Genomic DNA, 23,193 nt, shown 5'->3' with positions numbered 1-23,193 from the left:
AAGAAATATGTTTACTCTAAAGAACTAATAAAAGCTTCATCAAGACCGGTTACACTAGAAATTAAAGCAATATTGCAACCTTGAGCTAACATTTTCTTTGCTACCTCTACTGCTTTATTATATTCCCCTTCAGCTTTTCCTTCAGCTTTTCCTTCAGCTTTTCCAATTTGGATACCTTTAGCTTCACCAACTTGTAAGCCTTCAAGAATACCTAATTCTTTTCCTTCTTGTTGCCAATGTTCTGCTAAACTTCTCATAAGCCTTGTCCCTATTTCTGGATTTAACTTTGTTGATAATAAATTCTCTAGTTTTATTTTATCAGCTTGCTCTATCTTCGTCAATGTATAATATAATATCATTTCTAGATAATCATAGCCTATAGTTATTTTTGTTAATTCCGGTAATATATCTGATATTTCTTGCCATCTCTTTAATAATTCCCGCTCATGTATATGCTTGAGAAAAAATTCTAATATCCCTGACCATATCCTTTGTTTAAACTCTTCATCTGGTATTTCATGGACATTCACTAACTTGTAATCATTAATCCATAATTCTTTTGCTAATTTGTTATTAGCGAACAAATCCCATAAATTCCTTGAAACATTATATTTTTCCTGACCATTATAAAATATCATTGGGTATATTAATGGTAAAGTATTAGATTTAGGATTTTGTATTAAATATCGCTCACAAATATTAATCATATATTTAAATAGCCTAAAAGCCATGAAATGATCTGCTTTTGATTGATGTTCTACAAGCAAAAATAAATATCCGTCTTGTTTATCAAATTTGCATGAGAATAAAACATCAGAGATAGAATCTTTTAAAGAGCTTTCTACAAAAGTGGTGTTTTCCATTGCTAAACTAGGAAAATCTATTAAACTTTTAATATTTTGGGGCAAATGTGCATTAAAGAACTCATTAGCAACTAGAGGATTCTCCAGTGCCTTACGAAATATCTTATCATGCTTGTTTTTCTTCTTACCCTGATCTGGATCACCCAGCAAGTTTCCTTGTTCACTCATATATTTATATTTTTTAACTTGATAAATATTATTATACTATACTCTAAACTCTTATTCCTTGACTAAGCTTTACCTCAGATACTTGCTTTATCACACTTCTTATTTCTTTACCTATTTCTGAGCTTGGACTTATATATTGCATTACTTGTTTATCTCTTCCTATGGCATTTAAGTAATCTTCAGCAACGAGATGGCTTTTGCCTTGAAAATCATATATTACTATATCAGAAAATTTTTTATCACCAAGATTATATTTAGGATCAAATTTATTCTGCATAATTTGTAAATCTTTCTGTATCTTCTTCTCTATTGCTGCTATGCAAATCTTGTTACTATAGAGCATACAAGAATCTATACCTTTTTCTCTGTAGATTTGTATTGCGGTATTGATATTCTCTTCTGTGCCAAACTTGGCTAGAGCTGTTATTTGCTGTTGTTGCAAATTATTTAGTCCGTTATTATCGTTATTTACCATTTTTGAAAATAGTAATTCTATAGACTTAATTTGTGATTTGCTATTATCATTTGCTTTTAAGGATGATTTAAGTTCTATTGCCTTGATAGTTGCTGTTAATTTTATTATTTCAGGCTCTATAAGCTTATCTATAGATTCTGCCCCTTGGGATTTTAACATATCATTAAAATCGCCTTTTTCTGCTGGTCGTATTATTGATACTATAGCTCCTTTGCTAATTAATTCTTCCTGTGCTTTAATTACAGTATTAACTGATACTGCATCTTTACCATCATTATCAGCAGCAATTATTATTCTCTCACCTTTGATAGGCTCATAGTTCCTGATGTTACTTACACCTAAACTACAAAGAATTTTGCCTTTAATACCAGCTTCCGCAATGCTTAAAGCGGTTTCTACCCCTTCTGCTATAACCGTTACATTACTTGCTAAATTATTGCCATCTTTACTGCTTTGTACGTTCTGCTGTTCGTTATTTTTATTAATCTCAACAAAAGAACCTTTAATTTTTCCAAATGAACGTTTATTAACCTCAATATCAGCTTTATTATTTGTTTCTTTGTTTAAATAAATTGATTGTCCACCGGTAATATTACCATCTTTATTTCTAGCAAAAGCAATTAATGCAGGATAATATTGTTTACTATTACTATCCCACATCATATTAGTTTTTAGATCGTTACTTAGTTGGTATCTTGTTAATACTTCTTTAATTCTACGATGTTCTGATAAATATCTTTTTGCTACATTATTTGGCATGACATATTTTACAGAGTCTGATTTTTCATATAATCCTATAGCTCTCTTAATTTTTACTGTTTCAGCCTCTTGCTCTGTTTGAGTTTTAATTTGTTGATTTTTGTTTGCTGCTAAATTTACTGCTAGATCTTTACTATTTGTTGACACACCAACCATATTTTGTAAATATTTCTTAGCTTCTACAAAATCACAATTTTTTTCTCTTTGTACTAAGGTAAATAAATCTCCTCCCTCTCCTATACTAAAATCATGCCAGATACCAGCTTTACTGCCACCTATCTTCATCGCTATTTTACCATCTTTCTCCCAGCGGAGTAACTGGCTATTTGATAAATGCTTATTTGGACTACCAAGTAAGCTTCGTCCTATTTCTTCAGCTTTAAATGATAATTTTTGTTTTAATTCCAGAGCTTTTTGTTTATTAATTACATTATAATCTATTTTATTCTTTGCTATAACCTCCTCTTGTAATTTAACACTGATTGTTGTAGCTTGCTTATTACAATTATTGAGATTATCAGAAGAGCTTTTTTGCTCTTCTTGGGCTTTATGGCTTGTGGCAAAATTTGTGCTAGTGCTTCTTAGGATTTCTGCTACTTTAGCAGGTGGTCTTGAGCTTATTCTTAAGTGGTAATAATTATCATTACTGTGTAATCTATCCTTAATATCTTCTACTACCCCTTTAAACCAATTACCTACTTTATCTATAATATTAGGACTCTTGCTTTCCTGAACTGCTAGCAACTCTTCTAAAGTTTTAAAATTAATGCTAGATAGCCTATTATCTATTTTGCTAAGTTGCGATATTAAACTGACCATATTCCTGGTAGCCTTCCTATTATAGTAAAGTTTTACCTCTTCTATATGTCTAGTCATGGCTACATAAGAATTTCTGCTATTTCCTGCTAAATTATGTAATACATAGACATCTTTAATTGAGGCTCCTTGTGCTTTATATACTGTAGAAGCATAGCCATGTTTAAAGCTTACATCTTGAGGATTAAATTCTATTTCTTTCCTGCTATCTGTTTTAGTAACAAACTTATCGTTGCTTACTGAAGTTATCGTTGCAAATTCCCCATTTTCTATTTGTAAATCTTTATTAGTACTTTTAAACAAAATACGATCTCCTGCCATATAATCTTCATACTGCTGAGATGGTAGATAGCGTCTATACTCTTTACCGGTAAGCAAGCCTTTAGCTTTTAGTAACTCCCTGATCCCTTGATTAATACTATCTACTTCAACATTACGCATGGTAATTATTAAACGCTCATTTAGAGCAAATTTGCTGTTGCTCCAATCATTAATTAATCTTGCCATTGATTCTTCTAGCGTATGATCAATCTTTAAACCATCATGTTGTGCAAGTAAACGCAAGCCACCAGCAATATCTGATTTTGCAAAGCACGAAGCCATGTCTCTTGCCCATACTTTATTTTGTCTTCTAATTCTACTCAACTCATACGAGCCAAATTTACTAGCCAATACTGCAAACATTCCTCCTCGCTCAACGGAAGTTAGTTGTCTCTCATCTCCAGCCAGTATCAAATTACAATTATTACTCCTTGCTACTTTTAATAATTCTAAATAATCACTATTACCTACCATTCCTGCTTCATCTACTACTAGCGTAGTATTTCTTGGTAGCTCAGCTTTACCATTATATAATTTAAATAAAAACCCTTTTACCGTATGACATTGCTGGTAGCCTTTACTTTTAAGCTCTGATGCTGCTTTATGAGTAGGAGCGAGTCCTATAATATTTTGCCCATGATGAGTAGCAATTTTATAGCCTTCAGCAAGTACTTGTGACTTACCGGTGCCGGCTCTACCTTGAAGGATTTTAATACCTTGACTATTAATTAATATGTGATGCAGGCTTGCTCTTTGTGCTTCATTAACACTTGCAAGATTATCAATAGCACTTTTAAGCTTAATAACATTATTAAAATGAATCTGGCTATTTACCTTATCAGCTATTCTAACTATCCTTAATTCTTCATCCCGTATGTCTTGAGTAGTATAGTATTTAGTATCCGTGCCATCTTCATTATATAGTTTTACCAGCCTATCTGAATTTAATACCTCCCTTATTAGTTTTTGCTTTTCTGCTTCTTCTGGAATTTCTTTTACTGCTTTTTCTATATCGAGTTTAGTAAAAATAGCTTGATGACGAATAATACGATCAAGTACCACATCCGCTCCTTTGATAATTTCAATATGGGCTAACTTACATATTTTATTTTGCTCTGCTATTTCATTGATAATACTTCTCATTCTAGTAGGACCAACATGCTGCTCAGGGCTAAAACTTATTGGGTCTACTCTGATTTCTAAACCTAATTTAGCAAAATATTTATTGATTACTTCTTTAGCTCTCTCATGAATTATCTGATCTTCGGGGATAATAAACGCTTTGCCACTTACCTTGGCAAATTTAGGATTTAAATCTACTGCCTTAGCTCCTAAAGATTTTCCATCTTCTGTAAATCTTCTGGTAGTAACAAGCAAGTGAGCATGCCAATTCTTCTCACCATCATGAGGTGAATGAATATCTACCTGCACCCCAAGCCCATTCTTTACCCATCCCATTTCTTCAATAATTTCATGGGTAATAGCTATTCTATCTTGTAAATCTAATTCCGTATCATCAGGCAGTGCTATAACTACATCTTTTAATAATTGACTGTTTTTTCTTTTCTCACTCCTTTCCACTTCGTTCATCAAGATACTTGGATTTTTGAATTTCTGATCTACGTGGCTAGGTAATAATACTGCATGGTAAACATTATCGCCTTTTTTGCTAAAATTATAAGTCACGTTAGTTCTTTCATCTTTAATAATCAGCCTAGCATTATAGGCAGCTTTACAGCAGCTATTGCCTCCTGAACTTCTACCTACTATCTCTATTCTTGCAAACTGTATTGCCATGATTCTTTTTCTTATGATTATTACAATCCTGCATTACATTAGCATGAATGTTTTTCATCATCCATTGAATCAGCAATAAATTAGCAAATAATAAACGATAGTTTATATATTGCGTAGTGCGACACGATGGCACTAAAATAAAGTCTGCAAGTATATTGCGGCTAGGTTGCATTTAGACCTAATTACTATTATTGCGGTGCAAGGTTGGTAACGATCTTGTGCTAAGCGCAATAAGAAGCCTAACTAAATTACTAATCTGGATGGGAAATAGGGGCAAGGTAAAGTTAAAATTGGTTAAACGAAAGTGAATCTTTGTTTGGAAAATATCGTAAATATAAAAGTAGATACTCCAGATAATATCTGTTATAGGGATGAAGCTGAAAAGCTTAGCTGTAAGAAGGCACACGCGACCTTCTTTAAAAATGCCAGTTCCCCGGTATACAGAAGGTAACCAACTTAACGCATCTTTAATTAGTGAAACGTGGTAAGCCTATTATTTGGCAACTGATAGTAGGTAAGAGAGGTCTTAAAAAGCTAATGACACTAAGTCGAAAGACTACAGGAATACATAACTGGGTGTATAGGCACTATGTGCTAATCAGAAATGATGCTGACTTAAGACTGGTGATTTACCCTAAATAAGTAAACAAGATTATGAATTATATTGGAAAAGTTAGATGCTAAACGCAAATGTAACAATTAAGACTAATGATAATAATAATTCCGAGCAAATCCATTGGTATGCAATTGATTGGCAGGATATTAATAAAAAGGTTAATAATCTTCGTAAACGTATTTATAGGGCATCTGCAAATGGTAATACGAAACTAGTAGGTAGTCTAAAGAAACTGATGTTAAAGTCAAGGTCAAATAAATTACTTGCTATAAGACGTGTTACCCAAATCAATCGAGGGAAGAGAAGTCCTGGTATTGATAAAATAGTTGTTAATACAGATAAAGAAAGAAATCTATTAATGCACAAATTAATAGATAACAATCTATTATCTGTTAAACCAATCAAGCGTGTGTACATACCTAAAAGAAAGGGCAAACTTAGACCCCTAGGCTTGCCCACTATTTTGGATAGATGTAGGCAAGCTGTTGTTAAATCAGCACTTGAACCATACTGGGAAGCTAAGTTTGAGGGTAGTAGTTACGGCTTTAGACCTGGACGTAGCACCCACGATGCAATACAGAGAATTTCTGCTATTGTTTGCCCTGGTACAACTAGGGGATGGATATTAGACGCTGATATTAAAAGTGCATTTGATAATATCGATCATGATTTTCTTTTGTGAAGATTGTAGGAAATTTTCCAGCACGAAATTGGATTAAAGCATGGCTTAAATCTGGCGTAATGGAAGAATATCAATTCACCAAAACAACAGTTGGTACTCCTCAAGGAGGAGTAATCAGTCCCTTACTTTTAAACATCGCTCTTCATGGAATGGAAGACATACTTAACATAACTTATGATAAATATGATCATCTCCACCCTAAGTCTGAATATGCTTTAGTCAAATATGCAGATGATTGTGTGCCACGAGTGCAAAGGAAGTTACATGAAGCCATAAGTGTAAATTGAATTTGTGCGTAACTATATAAGAGATGGAAGTAGGTCTTCCGAAGCCGCTTTACAGGAAGAGGCTTCAAACCACTCTAAGCTGCGTTGGTTAAGAGCCAAGGTGGTGAGCGTTAGAGAAAAGGTACCTTGCAAGGTATCAGGTAAGAATCAAGGAGATGAAGCGATTAAACCATTGCTGAAGTGTCGAAAGCGTATAGATGAGATCAAAACTGAGGGGTAGTCGTTAACTCAGGATAAATTTGGCGGGAACCTGTTTACTGGTCAAGTGGTCTCCGGCATAGAGGTGGCATGAACTTGATTTAGGCTCTTATGTGGAACGTGGGAACTTGTGTATTGATGCAAAGGGAGCGATGCAAGTGGAAGCCCCACGAGTATCTGAGTACCAAAGCAGTACATAGGGGCGGATTGGCTCGTAGTAGTGATGAAGCTGTTGAAAGGCAGTGGAGCAAAGGGGCTGAGTTATCCGTTTTATTGATTAGTCAACTAATAAGAATTGGGAGGAGCTAAATTGAATAAAACAAAACCATTTTGTATTTCCAAGAAAAGTATAATGGCAGCTTGGGAAAGAGTTAAAGCGAACAAAGGTACCTATGGGGTTGATGAAGAATCAATTGAAGATTTTGCATTAAACCTAAAGGATAACCTTTATAAGTTATGGAACCGGATGTCATCTGGTACGTATTTTCCTCCACCTGTAAAGGCGGTAGAAATAGCAAAATCAGATGGTAGCAAACGCTTGTTAGGTATTCCAACTGTGGCAGATAGAATTGCACAAGCAGTGGTTAAAGAGCAGCTTGAGCAATTAGTGGAGCCAAAATTTCATGAAGATTCTTATGGGTATCGTCCTAGGAAATCGGCATTGGATGCAGTTGGAGTAGCAAGGCAGCGATGTTGGCGGCAAAATTGGTGTATTGATCTGGACATCAAGAATTTCTTTGATAGTTTGGATCATCAATTAATGATAAAAGCCATAAGATTCCATAGCGAAGAAAAGTGGATCCATCTTTATGTGAAGCGGTGGCTTCAAGCCCCTTTACAATTGGAGAGTGGAGAACTGATAGAAAGGAAGTCTGGTACTCCTCAGGGAGGAGTAGCGAGTCCTTTGTTGGCAAACATTTTTATGCATCATGCATTTGATGATTGGATGAGAAGGAACTATCCAGAAGTAAGGTTTGAGCGTTTTGCAGATGATATTTTAGCACATTGTAGTTCACAAAAGCAGGCTAAGAAAGTACTGGAAGAGATTAAGATTAGACTAAAAGAGTGTGGTCTTGAACTACATCCAGAAAAGACGAAAATAGTATATTGTAAAGATGATGATCGAGGAGGCTCTTATGAGCATGAAAGCTTTGAATTTCTTGGCTATACATTTAGACCACGATTGTCAATGAATAAATATGGTAAAACTTTTGTTAACTTTACACCTGCAATTAGTAAGCAAGCTGCAAACCGTATCAGAAAGGAGATAAGGGGTTGGAGAATACATCTGCGAAGTGATAAAACTATTACTGACCTAGCGAGGATGTTTAATGCACATGTACAAGGATGGGTAAATTATTATGTACGATATTATAAATCGGCTATGTATCCATTTTTACGTAACATGGAGCGTTTTCTAATACGTTGGGTAATGAGGAAATACAAAAGATTTCAAGGTTACAAGAAACAAGCAAGGAATTGGTTAGGATGTGTGCGAAAGCGTGAACCTAGACTATTTGTTCATTGGAGGTTAGGTCTTGGATCAAGGTTTGGATAATGGGAGCGGTGTAAGCTGAGAGGTTTGCGCACCGTTCTGCGAGAGACTGGAGGGGAGGTTCCTTCGGTCTACTCACCTTGTCATTTGTGCAAAATCTGAAAGCTCTTGTATCAAAGCAAAGCAGATAATCAACGATTGGTTAAATATTAGAGGATTAGGATTATCAGAAGAAAAGACCAAGATACTTCATATTAAGGAGGGTTTTGACTTTCTGGGATTTAATATTCGTCAATATAATACTAAAAGTAGAAGAAGAGGTGTAACACTACTAGTCAAACCGTCCAAAGATACTATTAAATCATTTAAAAAGCGAATAATGATTGAATGGAAAAGAAGCTTCGCATGGGGAATTGATAGAATAATTGAAAATCTTAACCCTAGAATAATGGGGTGGTGCAGTTATTTTAACAAGGTTGTCGCCAAAAGAACTTTTATCCAACTAGATCGTTGGATGTGGATGCGACAAGCAAGATTTGCTTGTAGAAGACATCCTAATAAATACTGGAAGTGGCTTAAAGAGAAGTATTGGGGCAGAATCAAAGCTCGAAATGATAATTGGGTCTTTATGGATAAAAGTAAAGATCTATATCTATGGAAATTACAATGGACAGCAATTAAAAGGCATATTCTAGTTAAAGGCAAAGCATCTCCTGATAATCCAGCACTTAAGGAATACTGGCAAAAACGTCAAGCTAGTAAACCAAAGTACTTCTTTAAGACCAGACAGATTCTTTGGCGTAGACAAGAAGGTAAATGCCTTGTTTGTTTAGATTCAATAGATAATGGAGAAAATGTACAAGTCCATCATAAAATACTTAAAAGATGTGGCGGCACTGACCATATTAACAATTTGTGCTTATTGCATACAAACTGTCATAGGCAAGTACATAGCAAGCGAGGTCAACTAATTGCAGCTGTTAGTAAATTGCTTGAGCCGTATGCATAGCAATATGCTTGTACGGTTCTTTGGGAGGAAAGCACTCTAAGTGCCTACCTACCCGCTGCTCTTTTGTTTTTACAAACCAAAAGCTAACATCTCTCTCTTTGTTGTTTTTAACGATCTTAACTAATAGCAATTATTCTTGTTTGTATTTATTTAGTTTTGCTGGTTCGGGTAGGTATGGGAGATTATTTTAATATTGGATTTTGAAGTCTAGATTTGTATCTATTACACTAGTTCAGATGAAAATTTCACAGAATTTTTTATTGCTTGCAATTATGGGAGTGTTGCGAGATGAGAGAATAGCAGTTATAATCAAAAAATAAAAATATGTTTATATGTCAGAGCACCAAATGTTAATGGTAAGTTTAGATGAGTTAGTAAATGTGAATCATCAATATCGTAAATTCAAAAGTTTATTTAATGTCCCCTTCGGGGATCAAAAATCCCTCGCCTTTAGGCGAAGGGAAGATATAATGAAATTGCTTTAGCAATGAATTTATATCAAGAAATATGAGAAGTTATAGAAAGAATAGTCATAGTCAGTATGATTTAAAAGTGCATCTTATATGGATACCAAAATATAGGAAGAGAATATTGATAGGCAAAGTATCGGAAAGGACTAGAGATTTACTGAGGCAGATTTGTATGGAACATGAAGTACATATAATTTCAGGGAAAATATCATGTGATCACGTACATATGTTTATCTCATATAAGCCGCAAATATCTCTTAGCAAGTTAGTACAGTATTTAAAAGGCATTAGCTCAAGAATTTTATTGCAAGAATTTACTCATTTACGAAAACAATTTTGGGGCAATTATTTGTGGGCTAGGGGCTATATGGCAGTCAGTTCAGGTAATATAACTGATGAAATGATACAGCACTATATTGATGAACAGGAAGGTGAACCTGTGAATGATGATCGATTTCTAATCGATTCCACTTTATAACCCCTCAGCTTATAGCTGAGGGTTGTTTAGTTTCAAAGCAGTTGAAGCTGAGTTATTAGAAGTAGAATGCCAAGCTAATTATAAAGGATATGGTATAGAAAGGCTGTTTAAATGTTTGCTTCTACAATTTATGGAAGACTTATCTGATCGGGAATTAGAACGTTATTTAGCTGATAGCACAGCGGCGAAATGGTTTTGTGATTTTGCTCTTACAGAGAAGACACCTGATTATAGTGTATTTAGTAAAATACGTAAAAAAATAGGCACTAATTTACTATCAAAAATATTTACAAAATTCCGCGATCAGCTACGAGTACAAGGTTATATGGGTGAAGTATTTACCTTTGTAGATGCTTCTCATTTAATCTCAAAAGCTAATCTCTGGGAGGAACGTGATAAGCTAAGAGCACAAAAATATGATAAATTGAATAATAAGACTTTGCCTAAGGTTGCAAAGGATAAACAAGCTAAAATTGGCTGTAAGGGATGGAATAAGTTTTGGTATGGTTATAAAAAACATGTGAGTGTCGATATTCAATCAGGCATGATCAATAAGGTTGCAGTTACCCCTGCAAATGTTACTGATAGCAAAGGTTTTAAGCATGTTATGCCAAACTTCGGTGCTACATATGTTGATAAAGGTTATTGTACAATCTCTGCCAAGAATGCAGCAGCTAAAAAGGGACTCCATCTTTGTGCAATAAAGAAAAATAATATGAAAGATAAGAATCTTAACCTTGATAAATATTATACGAAAATCAGAGCACCTTTTGAGAGGGTGTTTTCAAAAGATAATAAGCGGATTAGGTATATAGGAATTGCCAAAAATCAATTCTCCGAATTTATGAATGCCATATGTTTTAATGTCCCCCTTCGGGGATCAAAAATCCCTCGCCTTTAGGCGAAGGGAAGATATAATGAAATTGCTTTAGCAATGAATTTATATCAAGAAATATGAGAAGTTATAGAAAGAATAGTCATAGTCAGTATGATTTAAAAGTGCATCTTATATGGATACCAAAATATAGGAAGAGAATATTGATAGGCAAAGTATCGGAAAGGACTAGAGATTTACTGAGGCAGATTTGTATGGAACATGAAGTACATATAATTTCAGGGAAAATATCATGTGATCACGTACATATGTTTATCTCATATAAGCCGCAAATATCTCTTAGCAAGTTAGTACAGTATTTAAAAGGCATTAGCTCAAGAATTTTATTGCAAGAATTTACTCATTTACGAAAACAATTTTGGGGCAATCATTTGTGGGCTAGGGGCTATATGGCAGTCAGTTCAGGTAATATAACTGATGAAATGATACAGCACTATATTGATGAACAGGAAGGTGAACCTGTGAATGATGATCGATTTCTAATCGATTCCACTTTATAACCCCTCAGCTTATAGCTGAGGGTTGTTTAGTTTAAAACGATTAGTGGTTTTAACAACTTTAATGGCTTAAAGAAATTTATTAATAAAAATCCTAACTCTGTAAATAAATCTCTATTAAATTACTATATTATTGAATAAAATTTATCTCAATATTAAACAGAATTCCTTTTTTAAAATATTTATTTATCTCCCTTCCTCTTATTTTACTATCAAACATTATCTTTCAACGGTCCCATTATAGATTGATAGAAGGCATTTTTAATATAATCAAAGCCATAAGTAAATAATGAAAATAGTTGTTTTTCAATGGTTTTATAGCTTTTTATACGAATTGGATTTAGTGCATTTTGTATTAATCCATTCTTGATTATTAAGGCTGAAGTGATAGCAGCTACCACTAATAATTTCTCAAATCTGTCCAAATTTACTAAATGACTTTTTTCAATATCAAAACCACCACTTTTAAGATGCTTAAACAACCGTTCGATTGACCATCGATATCTATATAAAGCGAAAATATCAACTTCAATCTCAATGGATGATACCAACACCATTAGTTCACTTTTATCGTTTTTATATGCAGCAAAAATGATACTCCTCGCAGCAGAGCTACGAGGTATCTATCCAAAAAGTTTTAACTGTTTTTGTTGAAATGCTTTATAAGAAGGTTTGCCTGAACCTTGATTTTTTACATAATTACGTAATTTCCGCTCATCACCATGTTTACATACTGTGCTCATAAAATATCCTTTACTCCAAAACTCACTTCCCCATAATTTTTCTTTAAGATTTGGATATTTCTTAAACATTTCCTTAGATGTAATACTTTTTATGATTTGAGTTATTTTTGTTGGGCTATACATTGGTATTGACTGTAGTAAAAAATGTACATGTTCTTTATCTACTCCTATTTCCAAAAATCTAATTTCATAACGAGCTTCTATGTCCTCACAAATTTTACATAAATAATCGTCTAGTTCCTCATTGAATATTACTCTTCTATACTTTGCCGGTGTTACTAAATGATATATTAGTACTGTGACATTATGACTTTTATGTATATAACTGCTTTCTTCCATGCATCTAGTATATCACGAAGCAGAGCTTCGGGGAATTAAACCCTAAGAGATTAACTTTTTTATCCCACAATACACCGCTACAAACCTTATATTCTAAAGCTTTAAGATCATTAAATATTTTTACAATGCTTAGAGTTTTTAAACTTTTTTCAAGGCGAATTTTGTTATCTCTTTTTAAGGGAATAGCAAATTTTATGTGATTATTTATCAGAAAATTTAACCATTCTTTATTCATAAATTCCCGATCAGCAATCAAATACTTTATTTTTTCAACACCCAAATTTTTAATAAATTTCTGTAAAAATTCTTCCATCAATTCTCCAGAACATACCCCACCATGCGGTAAAGATTTCCAGTACACTGGCACTGATATTTTACCAATTATAATTACTAAAAATAAAATATTAATATCTGATTTCCCAAATTTTCAGTTTGTTCGATCTATTGCTACAACATAATTTTCTATACAAAAAAAGCTTAATATCAATGATGCAACTTTCATATAATCAAAAGTAAATTCTTTCAAAAAACGATAAATCCTATGGGTTTTTGATGATATTTTAGCATCACCTACAATACCAAGGGCTAAACCTTTTTGATAAATAGAACTTCCAGTCATTAGACTGATTATCATTCCAGACAAACATTTTAATCTTGATTTATTTCCATCTATATATAAAATTAATTCTCGAAGTAGTATTTGGTGCATTGTTTTCCAAAAAATCCACCTTATACTACTTTATTACCCTTTAAATCAACCTTTCTTCAACATCTCTACAAAATTGTAGGGTACTATGATTCTTAATTTACTAACTATGAAATGAATGATAATACTAAATAAGTATAGTATAGTAATTGAGTAGGTTTTAAAAACTACAGAAAAAATAAATAAAAAAAGTCATTGTGTTAAAGTTTAAGAATAACTAAAGTAATAATAGAGGTTTTTGTATTTACTGTAAGCTAATACAAAAATCCATAAGATGTCATGTAGTTTTACGATCCAAAAAATAAATAGGAGAAAATTTTATGCGTTCTGATCAAGTTAAAGAAGGGTTAGTGGCTTCTGTTAATCCAAATGATCCTTATAAAGGGGCTAAACAGCTACAAATAGAGCATTGGTGTCATTTATATGGTGCTCCTTTACTGAAGACAAGTTTTCCAGATGAGTTAGATTTTATTGCTCAAGTAATTAATGATGATGCTTGTTGGGGAAAAGTAGATAGTTTAGAACAAGTAAAACTCAATAGAAATGAAGTAGGTAGGAGATTACTTGCAGAAAAGACTCCAGATGGTAAAGAAAACCCTTTTGATAATTTTCAAAAATATAGGGTAGCCTGCTGGTGCTGTTTTGAAGATGATATTCGCAAGTTATTTGATGAGGCTCAATCTGATCGTGCTTGGCCGGCATCTATAGAATCTATACTAGATAGTACATATTCACGTGCGGGAGGGTTAGTATCCTTTTGGTCACATTTTATTACTGGTTATACAGACAAGTTTAAAAATAAGTTAAAACTTGCAGGAGATAATTTAGATATGCATGGTTATGAATGTGCAATGATGGGAAAACATGTACAAGCATTAGAGTTTTTTTGGAATAAATTACAACCGATATTATCTGCAGAACAAAAAGAAGAGCTATTAATAAACACGGCTATTTACTATGAGCTATTTAGTGGCAGAGCTAATGTAGATATGATTGATTTTTGTCTTCATCGTCTTGATGTCGATAAATATCCTGAGTTGTTAAAAAGAGACATTGAAAAGAATGGTCATCATTTTATTTTTACAGAACTTGTAGGTGATTATTATTTTGACCGTGCTCAAAAATTATTTACATATTTAAAACCAGAAGATTTACCCAATGATCAATATAGTACATTAGTATCCATAGCATTAACCGAAATCTCTTCAGCACCTGATAGTAGTTTTGTAAAAGCTGGCTATGATATGCTGAGTGTTATGTGGAATATGCCCGGATTTGAAGAACATAAACAAAAGTTTTTACATGAACTAAGTTATAGTTTTGTTGCTGCAGGTAGTATAGCAAAACTCATTATAGCAGGGAAACACTCAGAAATATTATCAGAAATAGTTAGCTCTCTTAACTTAGAACAAGTACAAAATCTTAAGAAACACCAATGGATTTATGATGTTTTTATAAAAAATAATCTATTTAATAATAGTCTTAATATAGTGGATTCTGATCAACAAGAAATTGCTTTATTAGAAGGTGCAGGAGATGTTGTTGTGTTATTAGGGGTTAACGCTCCCATATCTACATTATTGGATGAGAATGGGGCAGGAGATATAGGTTAGATAGGATTAAGAAATTTAATCAATTTAAGGATAAAAGTTTATGTAATAAATATTTATGAGGTTTATTATGCCTAATATAAAGGAAAAACCACAAGAATTTGAATTAATAGAACTACTTTTTCCAGATATTGCTAAAAGTAGTATACCTCAAAATCCACCACTTGATTATTCTTTTCAAGCAAGATTCCAGTCATTTTTAAATCAGATTCCTTCTTACTTACATTCTAGTATAAAAGAAGGTTTTTTTCCTCATTTTTTCTTAGGAAGTTTTTCTACATTATTAGATACTAGGCTTGGTGTACAAAAAATTGGAATAACAAGTCTTTATTTCCGTTTTGATAGTGCAAGAACTTTAAAAGTAGTGGTAGAAATAGAAAAAAAAGTACATGTTTTTATCTTTAATGAAGAGGGCAACAAAAAATATACATCTGAACAATTACGTATACGGAAACTTGAATTTACTACAGATGAATTAGATGAGATAAATAATTTAAGAGCAAATAATAAACAAAGCAAACTAAAAGAAAAAGACATTAAAATTCAATTAATAAAGATTAATAAATCTACAGGAGAAAACAAAATCACAGTTGAAATAGATAATAATATACCAATAAAACATAATGCAGGCCCTGCTCCTGTTAAGTTTCCATTTCAAAAAGTAACTAAGCAAAGAGCAGGAGACGATTATCTAGAAAATGATATAGCTAAGCTTGCTAGTTCAGATGCAAAGCAAGTAAGAGATATCTTTGAAAAAATCTTAACCCATATTAAAGATACTCACACTGCTTTAAGTTTGTCAAAAGATGTTTATGGGAGTCAAGCACGAGAAGCTGATCATCATGGATTTGTAGCCGGTGTATTTGATAATTTTAGGTATCGCGAAAATACCCGTATCTATTTAGAACAATTTGCAGGTAGAGGATATGCCGATATTATTTTATTAGTTCGTGGTCCTGATCGAGCAACAAATTCTATTCCTATCATTATTGAACTTAAGGCAGGAATTACAGGACAAATAGGATCTAGTGATGCTCTTAAACAAGCAAAAGATTACACTAAGGGATTCCAACCTAATACTATGAGGATTCTAACTATTCCAGATAATATTCTTTGTGTTGGTATGAACTTGGATAGTACAGGCTCATCATTTATGCAAATGGAATTGGTAAAACGTGATATAGAAATAACTCCTTTAGTACAGGGAATACTAGATTCTACACGAAAATGGGAAATTAGGGATCAAATTACTCGAGAAAAAGATAAGAGCGTTTTTCAAGATAAAATCAAAGAGTATTTAGAAAATACTTATCATACCTTTCCAGGCACAGGAGAAAAAAGTGAGAATCATTACTTTAGCAGGTTTCTACTTGGACAATCGATATTATTAGAAGACGATAAATATACAAAGCATATTTTTATCTATAATAAGGATGATATTGTAGCAACTGAAGAACTAAAAGTGTTGGATTCTCAGGCAACAAGAGTGCAACCTGGACGTATAGCCAAAGATAAGACTAAAGATAGTCAACAAACTGATCTCAAAGGAGATAAGAGTCATGCCATTACAACAGTGTTGTTTATCCCATCTAGTCAAAAAGACTCTGTTATTTTATTAAATATTATAGAAACTAATAGAGATGTGCAGCTAAAAAAGATTCCATTAAATCAAGCATTAATTGGTGATAGGAAAATTATTCAACTGGATTTACATTTTAGAATAGATAAAAAGCAATTTGAAGAATATTGTAATATAAAAATAATTGATCTTTATCCTTCTCTAAAATCATATAATGATGCTTATAATGAAGAATCTAAGGGAGATTTTACAAAAATTACTTACCCTGATAAGCTAAAAGAAAAGTTCGCTGATGCTCTAAATTCTCAGTTACAGGCTGATATTTCATCAGATAAATATAATAATTTATTAAAGAAAATCGGGGAAGGGATTAATCCTATTAAATCATTCATTAGTAAAGAAGCACATTTTCAAGCAATATTACATGGAGCATTTAGTCATTATAGTGATGTAAAATTAGCAGAAGAAGAGAAAATCAGAGAGTTAGTATTAACAGAATTTCAAACAGGAGCTGGTGGTAGAATAGACATGTTAATTCAAGGTATTGGAGCTTCTGTTCAAGGTACTAAAGAGTACACGCCTGTAGGACTAGAATTAAAATATGATGACTCAATTAAACTAACTCAAACACAGGAAAATAATCTATTAAAAATAACAGATATAGCAGAAAAAATACAAAAAGAACAAGAATTTCTAAATGATAAAGGAAAAAAAGTAGTAAAAAACTTAGTTGACGAACAAGTCAACAGATACTCCCAAGGAGCAGCTTTAAAGGCGATAACAGATAGTGATAAAATAGTTATAATGGGAGCTGTGTTTAATGCTCAAGCTAGGAATGCTGATTCTTTGTTATTAACAAGTGATTCATTTACTTCTGCTATAGTAGTGCATAGTTCTACTACTGTTGTTGATCCTAATGTAGTAGCTGGGCTGTCAAAACTATGTTTAGGTGCTGGAAGAACAAAAAGGAGTATTAATGATTGTTTGTATTCATGGGATGATGTAGATAATTTTAATGTAAACAAAAAAGTACCAAGAGATTTAGATCAGATTATGATTGATAGTAAGAAATTTCTGGAGTATACCAAAAATATTCAAGATAATAATAAAAATTCTCAACTATTAGAATTAGCTAAAGAAAGAATTACAGCAGGTGATAACAATATTAATATTATTGGTGAGTACAAGTATTTATTGAATAATGTTATTCAAGATGGAGGATATAATAGTTATATTCAAAATGAGCGCATTAAAGATTTATCACATGATTTTTCAAAGAGTGATGCTTCAAAAATCAATCCTAAATTAAAGCAAGGGCTATTAAATGCTGCAGGTAAAGTTCAATTAATAAGAGGAATACATAGTACTATTGCTACTTGTCAAGATGGAAGTGAAGGATATTGTGCATTAAGTGTGACTGGGTTGAGTTATTCTTTTCTATCACAACCAATTGAGCATATAATGGTAAAGATTACACCTAAAATTGTCAATACAGCTGCAAATACTGCTGGCAAGTTTGTACCACGTGTTTTAGGTTATAATACAAAGTTCGTTATCCAAATAGGAGGAATGAAATATGGCGCAAAAATAGCAAAAGGTACAGCAGGAGCATTAGCAGGAGTATTTGATATTATTGATATAGCAATGTCATCCAATGCTTTAGTACAATGTGCTAATAAAAAAGGCAGTAATGATCCGTGTAGTGATAAAGACATAAGAGATAACATAGCATCCATATCTTTTTCTGGTGTTTCATTTATTGCAGGAGTAGGTCTTACAGTTGCAGGAGCTCCGCTAGCAGCTACAGGAGTTGGTTTAGTATTAATGGTGGGTTATGGAATATATAGCGGTGTCAGCAACATTATAGAGTATGAAGAGAAATATGATACGACACACGGCGAGAATTGGAGTATCTTTTGGCGAACGTTTTTGTTAAAAAGAATGCCAGAGGATATAGAGCATTTAAAGGCAAGACATGAATTTATTAATAGTATAGTAAATAATACTCGGCAGATGTTAGAACAATCTCCTAATGAAATAGTTGCTTATGCTACAGGATTAGGTAAAATAGAATTAGAGTATAGACCATTATGTACTACCACTGTGCATTATGCTCCGGTGTTTTGTATAGGACGTAGACCTAAATCAGGGCCATGTAGCAATGGTGGCACCGGATTTATAGCACAAAATGTAACAGAATGTACAATACGCTCTCAATATATTCCAGTTTTACATCCAGCTGCTTCAAGCATTGATTTACATCACGCAAGTAAACATAATGCACATAATCTTTCACGTGTATTACCGAAAGGTATTGCTAATGTTACAATGACTTGTCTACCAAAAATAACAAATATGGATTATGAGAAAGACTTACCCCAATCAAGGTCAGATGTTGTGTATGAGTGTGATAATGCAGTGGTTATGGTTCATAATAAGAGAAACTCGTCAAAAAACAATAATAAATGGATTATGTATGATCTAAGATATATAAATACAGGTACAATAATTGGTAGTAGTGAATTACATAACATTTTTTTACTTTATGAGGGTAATACAGGAATATTTGGTGGTTATAACACTACTAATAAGTTTATTTTTACAAGTGATAAATTTTTAGGTCCTATTTCTTTAGGTAGCAATTCTACTAATGTACTTAGTACAGAGCAATTAACAAATGAGGTAATAGGCTTTAGGGTCACGAATATTTACTCATCTGGTATAGGATTATCGCAAGTAATATTAAAAAATGGTTATAGTTTTGCAGTACGTTATTTTAGGTATAATGATGCTAAGCTTCATTATGTTGGAAGAAAAAATAAAGTAGATAATGTTGTTTGTGAACCATTTCATCTTACAAACGTTCATTATCCAGGAGAATATCATATACCCGCACCTCATATCTCTATAGATAGTGGAGGAGGTAATAGTGAAGATAAAAAAGATTTAGTTGAAAACTGTGGTAGAGTGATTGTAAGACCTTTTACTGAGGTTAGAGGTGGTAATAGTACTTATACTTTTGATGTAAAAACGGAAGGATATGAAAACCAGGATTCAAGTTCAACAATTAATGTACATGGAAATGGCACGATTATTTTTCCAGAAATTAGTTTATTCAAAGATTGTGATCAAATAACTTACTCTCCAGTAAATAATACTATGTCTTTTAGGATACCGTTGAGTCAAAATGGTACATTCACTCTTGACGTTAAAAACTATCTTGATAGGAACAATAATACCAACTTTGCATTAATAGACAAGTACGGTAGTAATATTATCCCTAAACTAGATAGTAATTCTACTGTTGTTAACAGATTTGAACTGCATACAAAACATTCCCTTGATAATTTTAATATTGCTAAAGATTATTATAGAGAAATTGCACATACAAAAAAAGATTATCAAGTTTTCGGTGTGATTAGTAGTGCATCGGAAAATGAGAATAAAGGATCCTATAAGATGTTTATTGGTTCCTCTGGTATTGATGTTATTAATCTTGATAAGCAAACTGTATTTGTTAAAGGTGGAGAAGGACAAGATGTGTATATAGCGAGTAACACTTCAGGTGAGAGTACAGTAACAATTGATAATAGGTCAGAAGATAAAAAATTTGATATTTTAAGTGTACAATCTATCGATGATGTTTCATTGGAACAGGAGGGTAGTGATTTAAGTTTCTTCATTGAAAAAAAAGTTAATCATACGACTAGAATAGATACTATTATAGTAGAGAATTATTTTTTAGGGAATGAATATAAACATCTGCTATTGGTAGATAAAAATCGAAATTCTTTTGTACCTTTTGAGTTAAGGAAGGATGTTGTATTAGTACCTTTTTATCATGCTAGTAGTGGAAAAAATGTATTTACGCTACCGGTAAGTGTAAAACAGGTTGTAGTGGATAGTAATTTAGAAAATATAGAATTCTGCAGAAATAATAATGATCTATTATTATTAGAAAAAGACATAGGTGAAAATCCTAATCCTTTGGTTGTAATACTTAAAGATTTTTATTCTGATACTCTTAAATGGCAAGATTTTAAACTATATTCATATAGCAATGGTAGTATAAATTATAAATATAGTACTAATTTATTACAAGAATACCCTAAAGCTTTAGATTATAAAAAATATAATTATGAAAAAATTGTAAAAGAATATGTTGTAGATTTTGGTAAATCCTTTGAAATTAATCATAATCAGAAATTAGTAAATAACACCTTAATTTTTATAGAATCAGATGCACAACGTATAGGGGTGATGTTATTAAAAAATGTGCTACCTGAACAAATTAAAGTTCATATTATAGATCAAGATTTAATATTTACTGATAAAAATTCTAATAATTTTATTAAAATAAAAAATTGGTGTATTAATGAAAATTATAGAATATCTACACTAGAATTTGATTTAGGTTTAGATCCAATAAAAATTCAAAGGTTAGATAAAAACAACTGTTCTACCTCGTATTTAGAGAATAACATTTCTAACGCTTCGCAATTATATAAATTAAATAAAGAACTAGAATCTGTGATAGATTATGATATAGAACATGTTTTAAGATGTGTAATGTCAATTAATAGCTTCGATATCACCGAAGCTTACGCGATCCTAGGCTTTACTTCAGTGCAAGATGAGATTAATTTTATTGAAGATTATGATTTTAAAGAATTTACTAGATTAAAAAGTCATATTAATAATAGTTTATTGTCTAAATATCAAGATAAATTATTATATAACGTACAATTACAAAACTATTCTTTAGATAAGGCAACACAATATAGTAATATAATAAATCAGCAACTTTTTCCTGATAACGTTGTTAATAGAATAATGAAAACAATCAATCATGTTCAGAATCCAGTCGAATATGTAAAAAATAGAGATGGTTATAACATTACGATTAATAAAGTTGAGGATAATACTATTATAGATTTACGTTCTTTATCAAAACGAATAAAAGAAAGTTTATATAAAGAATTACAATCTGAGATTGTGGAGTCTGGTAATGATATATTAATGAAATTATTCTATTATAAAGATGGGGGAAGAGTATCTCCACTTACAAATGGAGAAATATATCTTTTTCCACCAGATAAAAACTATATAGCAACAATAAAATTAAAAGAAGCATTAAACCAAGATTGGTATAAGAGATTGGAAATATATTTAAATGATATAGCTATAAGGATCAGTTATAATAGCGAAGGACTATTTTTTGTTCAAGTGCCTTTGATTATGAATGCTAATAAGAATGTTATTATTATTACAGAAAAGGAGATAGAATGGAAAATGCAGTGGACCATGCTACAGACTGCTCAAAATAGCATTATAGATTATGTATCTAATTCTAGCACAGAAAACAGTGTAATATATGATCGTTATCGTCGTGAGATTGCTGAGGGAAACGAAACAGAAAATATCAGTGATCATGTAATAAGTAATGCAGCGAGTAACATGTCATCACCAATAAATAATATGATTAATTGGTTAAAAAGTAACATAGTAGGAGTATTATCCAATGTGCTAAATCCAGTTAATAAAATCAATTGGTTTACTACAGAAAATATTAAGACTCCATCAATAGATGCGAAGCAGATAGTGGGTAATAGTACAAATAGTACAGATAAGAATTCAACATCAATTAAGGAAGTAGATTATTCACAATTTAATCTTAATGATAGTTTAACATTAGCTGATTTAATAATAAGAAAAATTACAAAAGTAAAACCTTATATTACAAAAGAAGAACCGCTTAATTTATTAAAGGTTCAGGGGTATGTCCTTAATATCATATCAGGATTTGAGGAAATGTTAGAGGAATATGCCCAAGGAAAAGATATCTTAATGGAAGAATTAGAATTTGACCCTATAACTCTACAAACGCAATTAATCAGCGAAATAGTAAATGGTAATCATAGTAATATAGTAGAAATATTATCTAAATCTATAGAAAAAACTCAGCTAGCCATTAAGGCTACTAAACTAAAAAATGATTTACAAGATAAAATTGTAGAAATGCTAGAAAAACAACAAGATATGTTATTAGCAAATGAACCATTAATTGACAACAGGCAAAATAATCAATCAAAGATAGAAAATACAGATATAGTGTATAATATTTCTGACATAGAAAATTATGCTAATGTAACCACTAACTGTCAGCCGGATGTTGGTTTGATTGGATAAGGGAAAAGCTTGGTAACTGATAGTCAGAAATTCAAGCAAAAATTGAAATCCTACTGTTACTTTTTAAGAGAAAGGATAAAGGACTCATCAAGACCAGTGACAGCAGCGTGAATCAACTATGTTTAGAATAAAAATTTAAATATTTTTAAGTTTAAATGAGAACGTTCATAGAACCATACGCATCAAGTTAAGCTGTCAACT

The 23,193-nt window shown here is 32.1% G+C and carries 15 protein-coding genes; 9 read left to right on the top strand and 6 right to left on the bottom strand.

From position 1 onward, the window contains the following. Positions 1-11 precede the first annotated feature (11 nt). Together ACICQC_RS03000 and ACICQC_RS02995 are read right to left on the bottom strand one after the other, a co-directional pair. Positions 12-1,031 carry an Rpn family recombination-promoting nuclease/putative transposase gene (locus tag ACICQC_RS03000; RefSeq protein WP_395477330.1) on the bottom strand — a complete coding sequence of 340 codons (1,020 nt, stop codon included), beginning with the start codon at positions 1,029-1,031 and terminating at the stop codon, positions 12-14. Positions 1,032-1,074: 43 nt separating this feature from the next. Then, positions 1,075-5,199, bottom strand: coding sequence for an AAA family ATPase (locus ACICQC_RS02995; RefSeq protein ID WP_395477329.1), 4,125 nt, complete (start codon positions 5,197-5,199; stop codon positions 1,075-1,077). Between the two features lie 677 nt (positions 5,200-5,876). Between ACICQC_RS02995 and ACICQC_RS02990 the strand changes: the two genes are divergently transcribed. From ACICQC_RS02990 to tnpA (ACICQC_RS02960), 7 genes are all read left to right on the top strand, one after another. Next, on the top strand, positions 5,877-6,497 hold the full coding sequence (locus ACICQC_RS02990; RefSeq protein WP_395477328.1) for a reverse transcriptase N-terminal domain-containing protein: 621 nt from the start codon (positions 5,877-5,879) through the stop codon (positions 6,495-6,497). Next, the gene (locus ACICQC_RS02985) at positions 6,494-6,784 is read left to right on the top strand and encodes a reverse transcriptase domain-containing protein (RefSeq protein ID WP_395477327.1); all 291 of its coding nucleotides are present in this window, start codon (positions 6,494-6,496) and stop codon (positions 6,782-6,784) included. The genes ACICQC_RS02990 and ACICQC_RS02985 overlap by 4 nt, the downstream gene beginning before the upstream one ends. Positions 6,785-7,292: 508 nt before the next feature. Further along, complete coding sequence (ltrA, locus tag ACICQC_RS02980; RefSeq protein ID WP_395477326.1) at positions 7,293-8,540, top strand: group II intron reverse transcriptase/maturase; 1,248 nt, start codon at positions 7,293-7,295, stop codon at positions 8,538-8,540. Between the two features lie 316 nt (positions 8,541-8,856). After that, positions 8,857-9,486 (top strand): group II intron maturase-specific domain-containing protein, encoded by a 630-nt coding sequence (locus tag ACICQC_RS02975; RefSeq protein ID WP_395477325.1) that lies wholly within the window; start codon positions 8,857-8,859, stop codon positions 9,484-9,486. 507 nt (positions 9,487-9,993) lie between these two features. After that, positions 9,994-10,434: an IS200/IS605 family transposase gene (gene tnpA, locus ACICQC_RS02970; RefSeq protein WP_395477324.1), complete on the top strand. Its 441-nt coding sequence runs from the start codon at positions 9,994-9,996 to the stop codon at positions 10,432-10,434. A 22-nt stretch (positions 10,435-10,456) separates the two neighbouring features. Continuing rightward, a complete protein-coding gene (locus tag ACICQC_RS02965; protein ID WP_395477323.1) occupies positions 10,457-11,335 on the top strand; it encodes a transposase in 879 nt (292 codons plus the stop codon). Positions 11,336-11,388: 53 nt separating this feature from the next. Beyond that, a complete protein-coding gene (gene tnpA, locus ACICQC_RS02960) occupies positions 11,389-11,829 on the top strand; it encodes an IS200/IS605 family transposase (RefSeq protein WP_095568239.1) in 441 nt (146 codons plus the stop codon). Positions 11,830-12,038: 209 nt separating this feature from the next. Here tnpA (ACICQC_RS02960) and ACICQC_RS02955 read toward each other — a convergent pair whose 3' ends face one another. The 4 genes from ACICQC_RS02955 to ACICQC_RS02940 all read right to left on the bottom strand — a co-directional run bounded on the left by ACICQC_RS02955 (position 12,039) and on the right by ACICQC_RS02940 (position 13,527). Then, complete coding sequence (locus tag ACICQC_RS02955; protein WP_395477322.1) at positions 12,039-12,308, bottom strand: hypothetical protein; 270 nt, start codon at positions 12,306-12,308, stop codon at positions 12,039-12,041. A gap of 141 nt (positions 12,309-12,449) precedes the next feature. Next, positions 12,450-12,908 (bottom strand): IS200/IS605 family transposase, encoded by a 459-nt coding sequence (gene tnpA / locus ACICQC_RS02950; protein ID WP_395477321.1) that lies wholly within the window; start codon positions 12,906-12,908, stop codon positions 12,450-12,452. Positions 12,909-12,912: 4 nt separating this feature from the next. Then, positions 12,913-13,221, bottom strand: a complete 309-nt coding sequence (locus tag ACICQC_RS02945; protein ID WP_395477320.1) for a hypothetical protein — start codon at positions 13,219-13,221, stop codon at positions 12,913-12,915. Positions 13,222-13,335: 114 nt separating this feature from the next. Then, on the bottom strand, positions 13,336-13,527 hold the full coding sequence (locus ACICQC_RS02940) for a hypothetical protein (RefSeq protein WP_395477319.1): 192 nt from the start codon (positions 13,525-13,527) through the stop codon (positions 13,336-13,338). 407 nt (positions 13,528-13,934) lie between these two features. Between ACICQC_RS02940 and ACICQC_RS02935 the strand changes: the two genes are divergently transcribed. Together ACICQC_RS02935 and ACICQC_RS02930 are read left to right on the top strand one after the other, a co-directional pair. After that, positions 13,935-15,227, top strand: a complete 1,293-nt coding sequence (locus tag ACICQC_RS02935) for a hypothetical protein (RefSeq protein ID WP_395477318.1) — start codon at positions 13,935-13,937, stop codon at positions 15,225-15,227. A gap of 67 nt (positions 15,228-15,294) precedes the next feature. Continuing rightward, positions 15,295-22,992 (top strand): hypothetical protein, encoded by a 7,698-nt coding sequence (locus tag ACICQC_RS02930; protein ID WP_395477317.1) that lies wholly within the window; start codon positions 15,295-15,297, stop codon positions 22,990-22,992. The last annotated feature ends 201 nt before the right edge of the window (positions 22,993-23,193 follow it).

It is taken from the genome of Rickettsia endosymbiont of Pantilius tunicatus (genome assembly GCF_964291875.1).
Taxonomy (GTDB): domain Bacteria; phylum Pseudomonadota; class Alphaproteobacteria; order Rickettsiales; family Rickettsiaceae; genus Rickettsia.
Note: the sequence above shows the minus strand (reverse complement) of the source record. Positions and strands in the feature narration are given on the sequence as shown.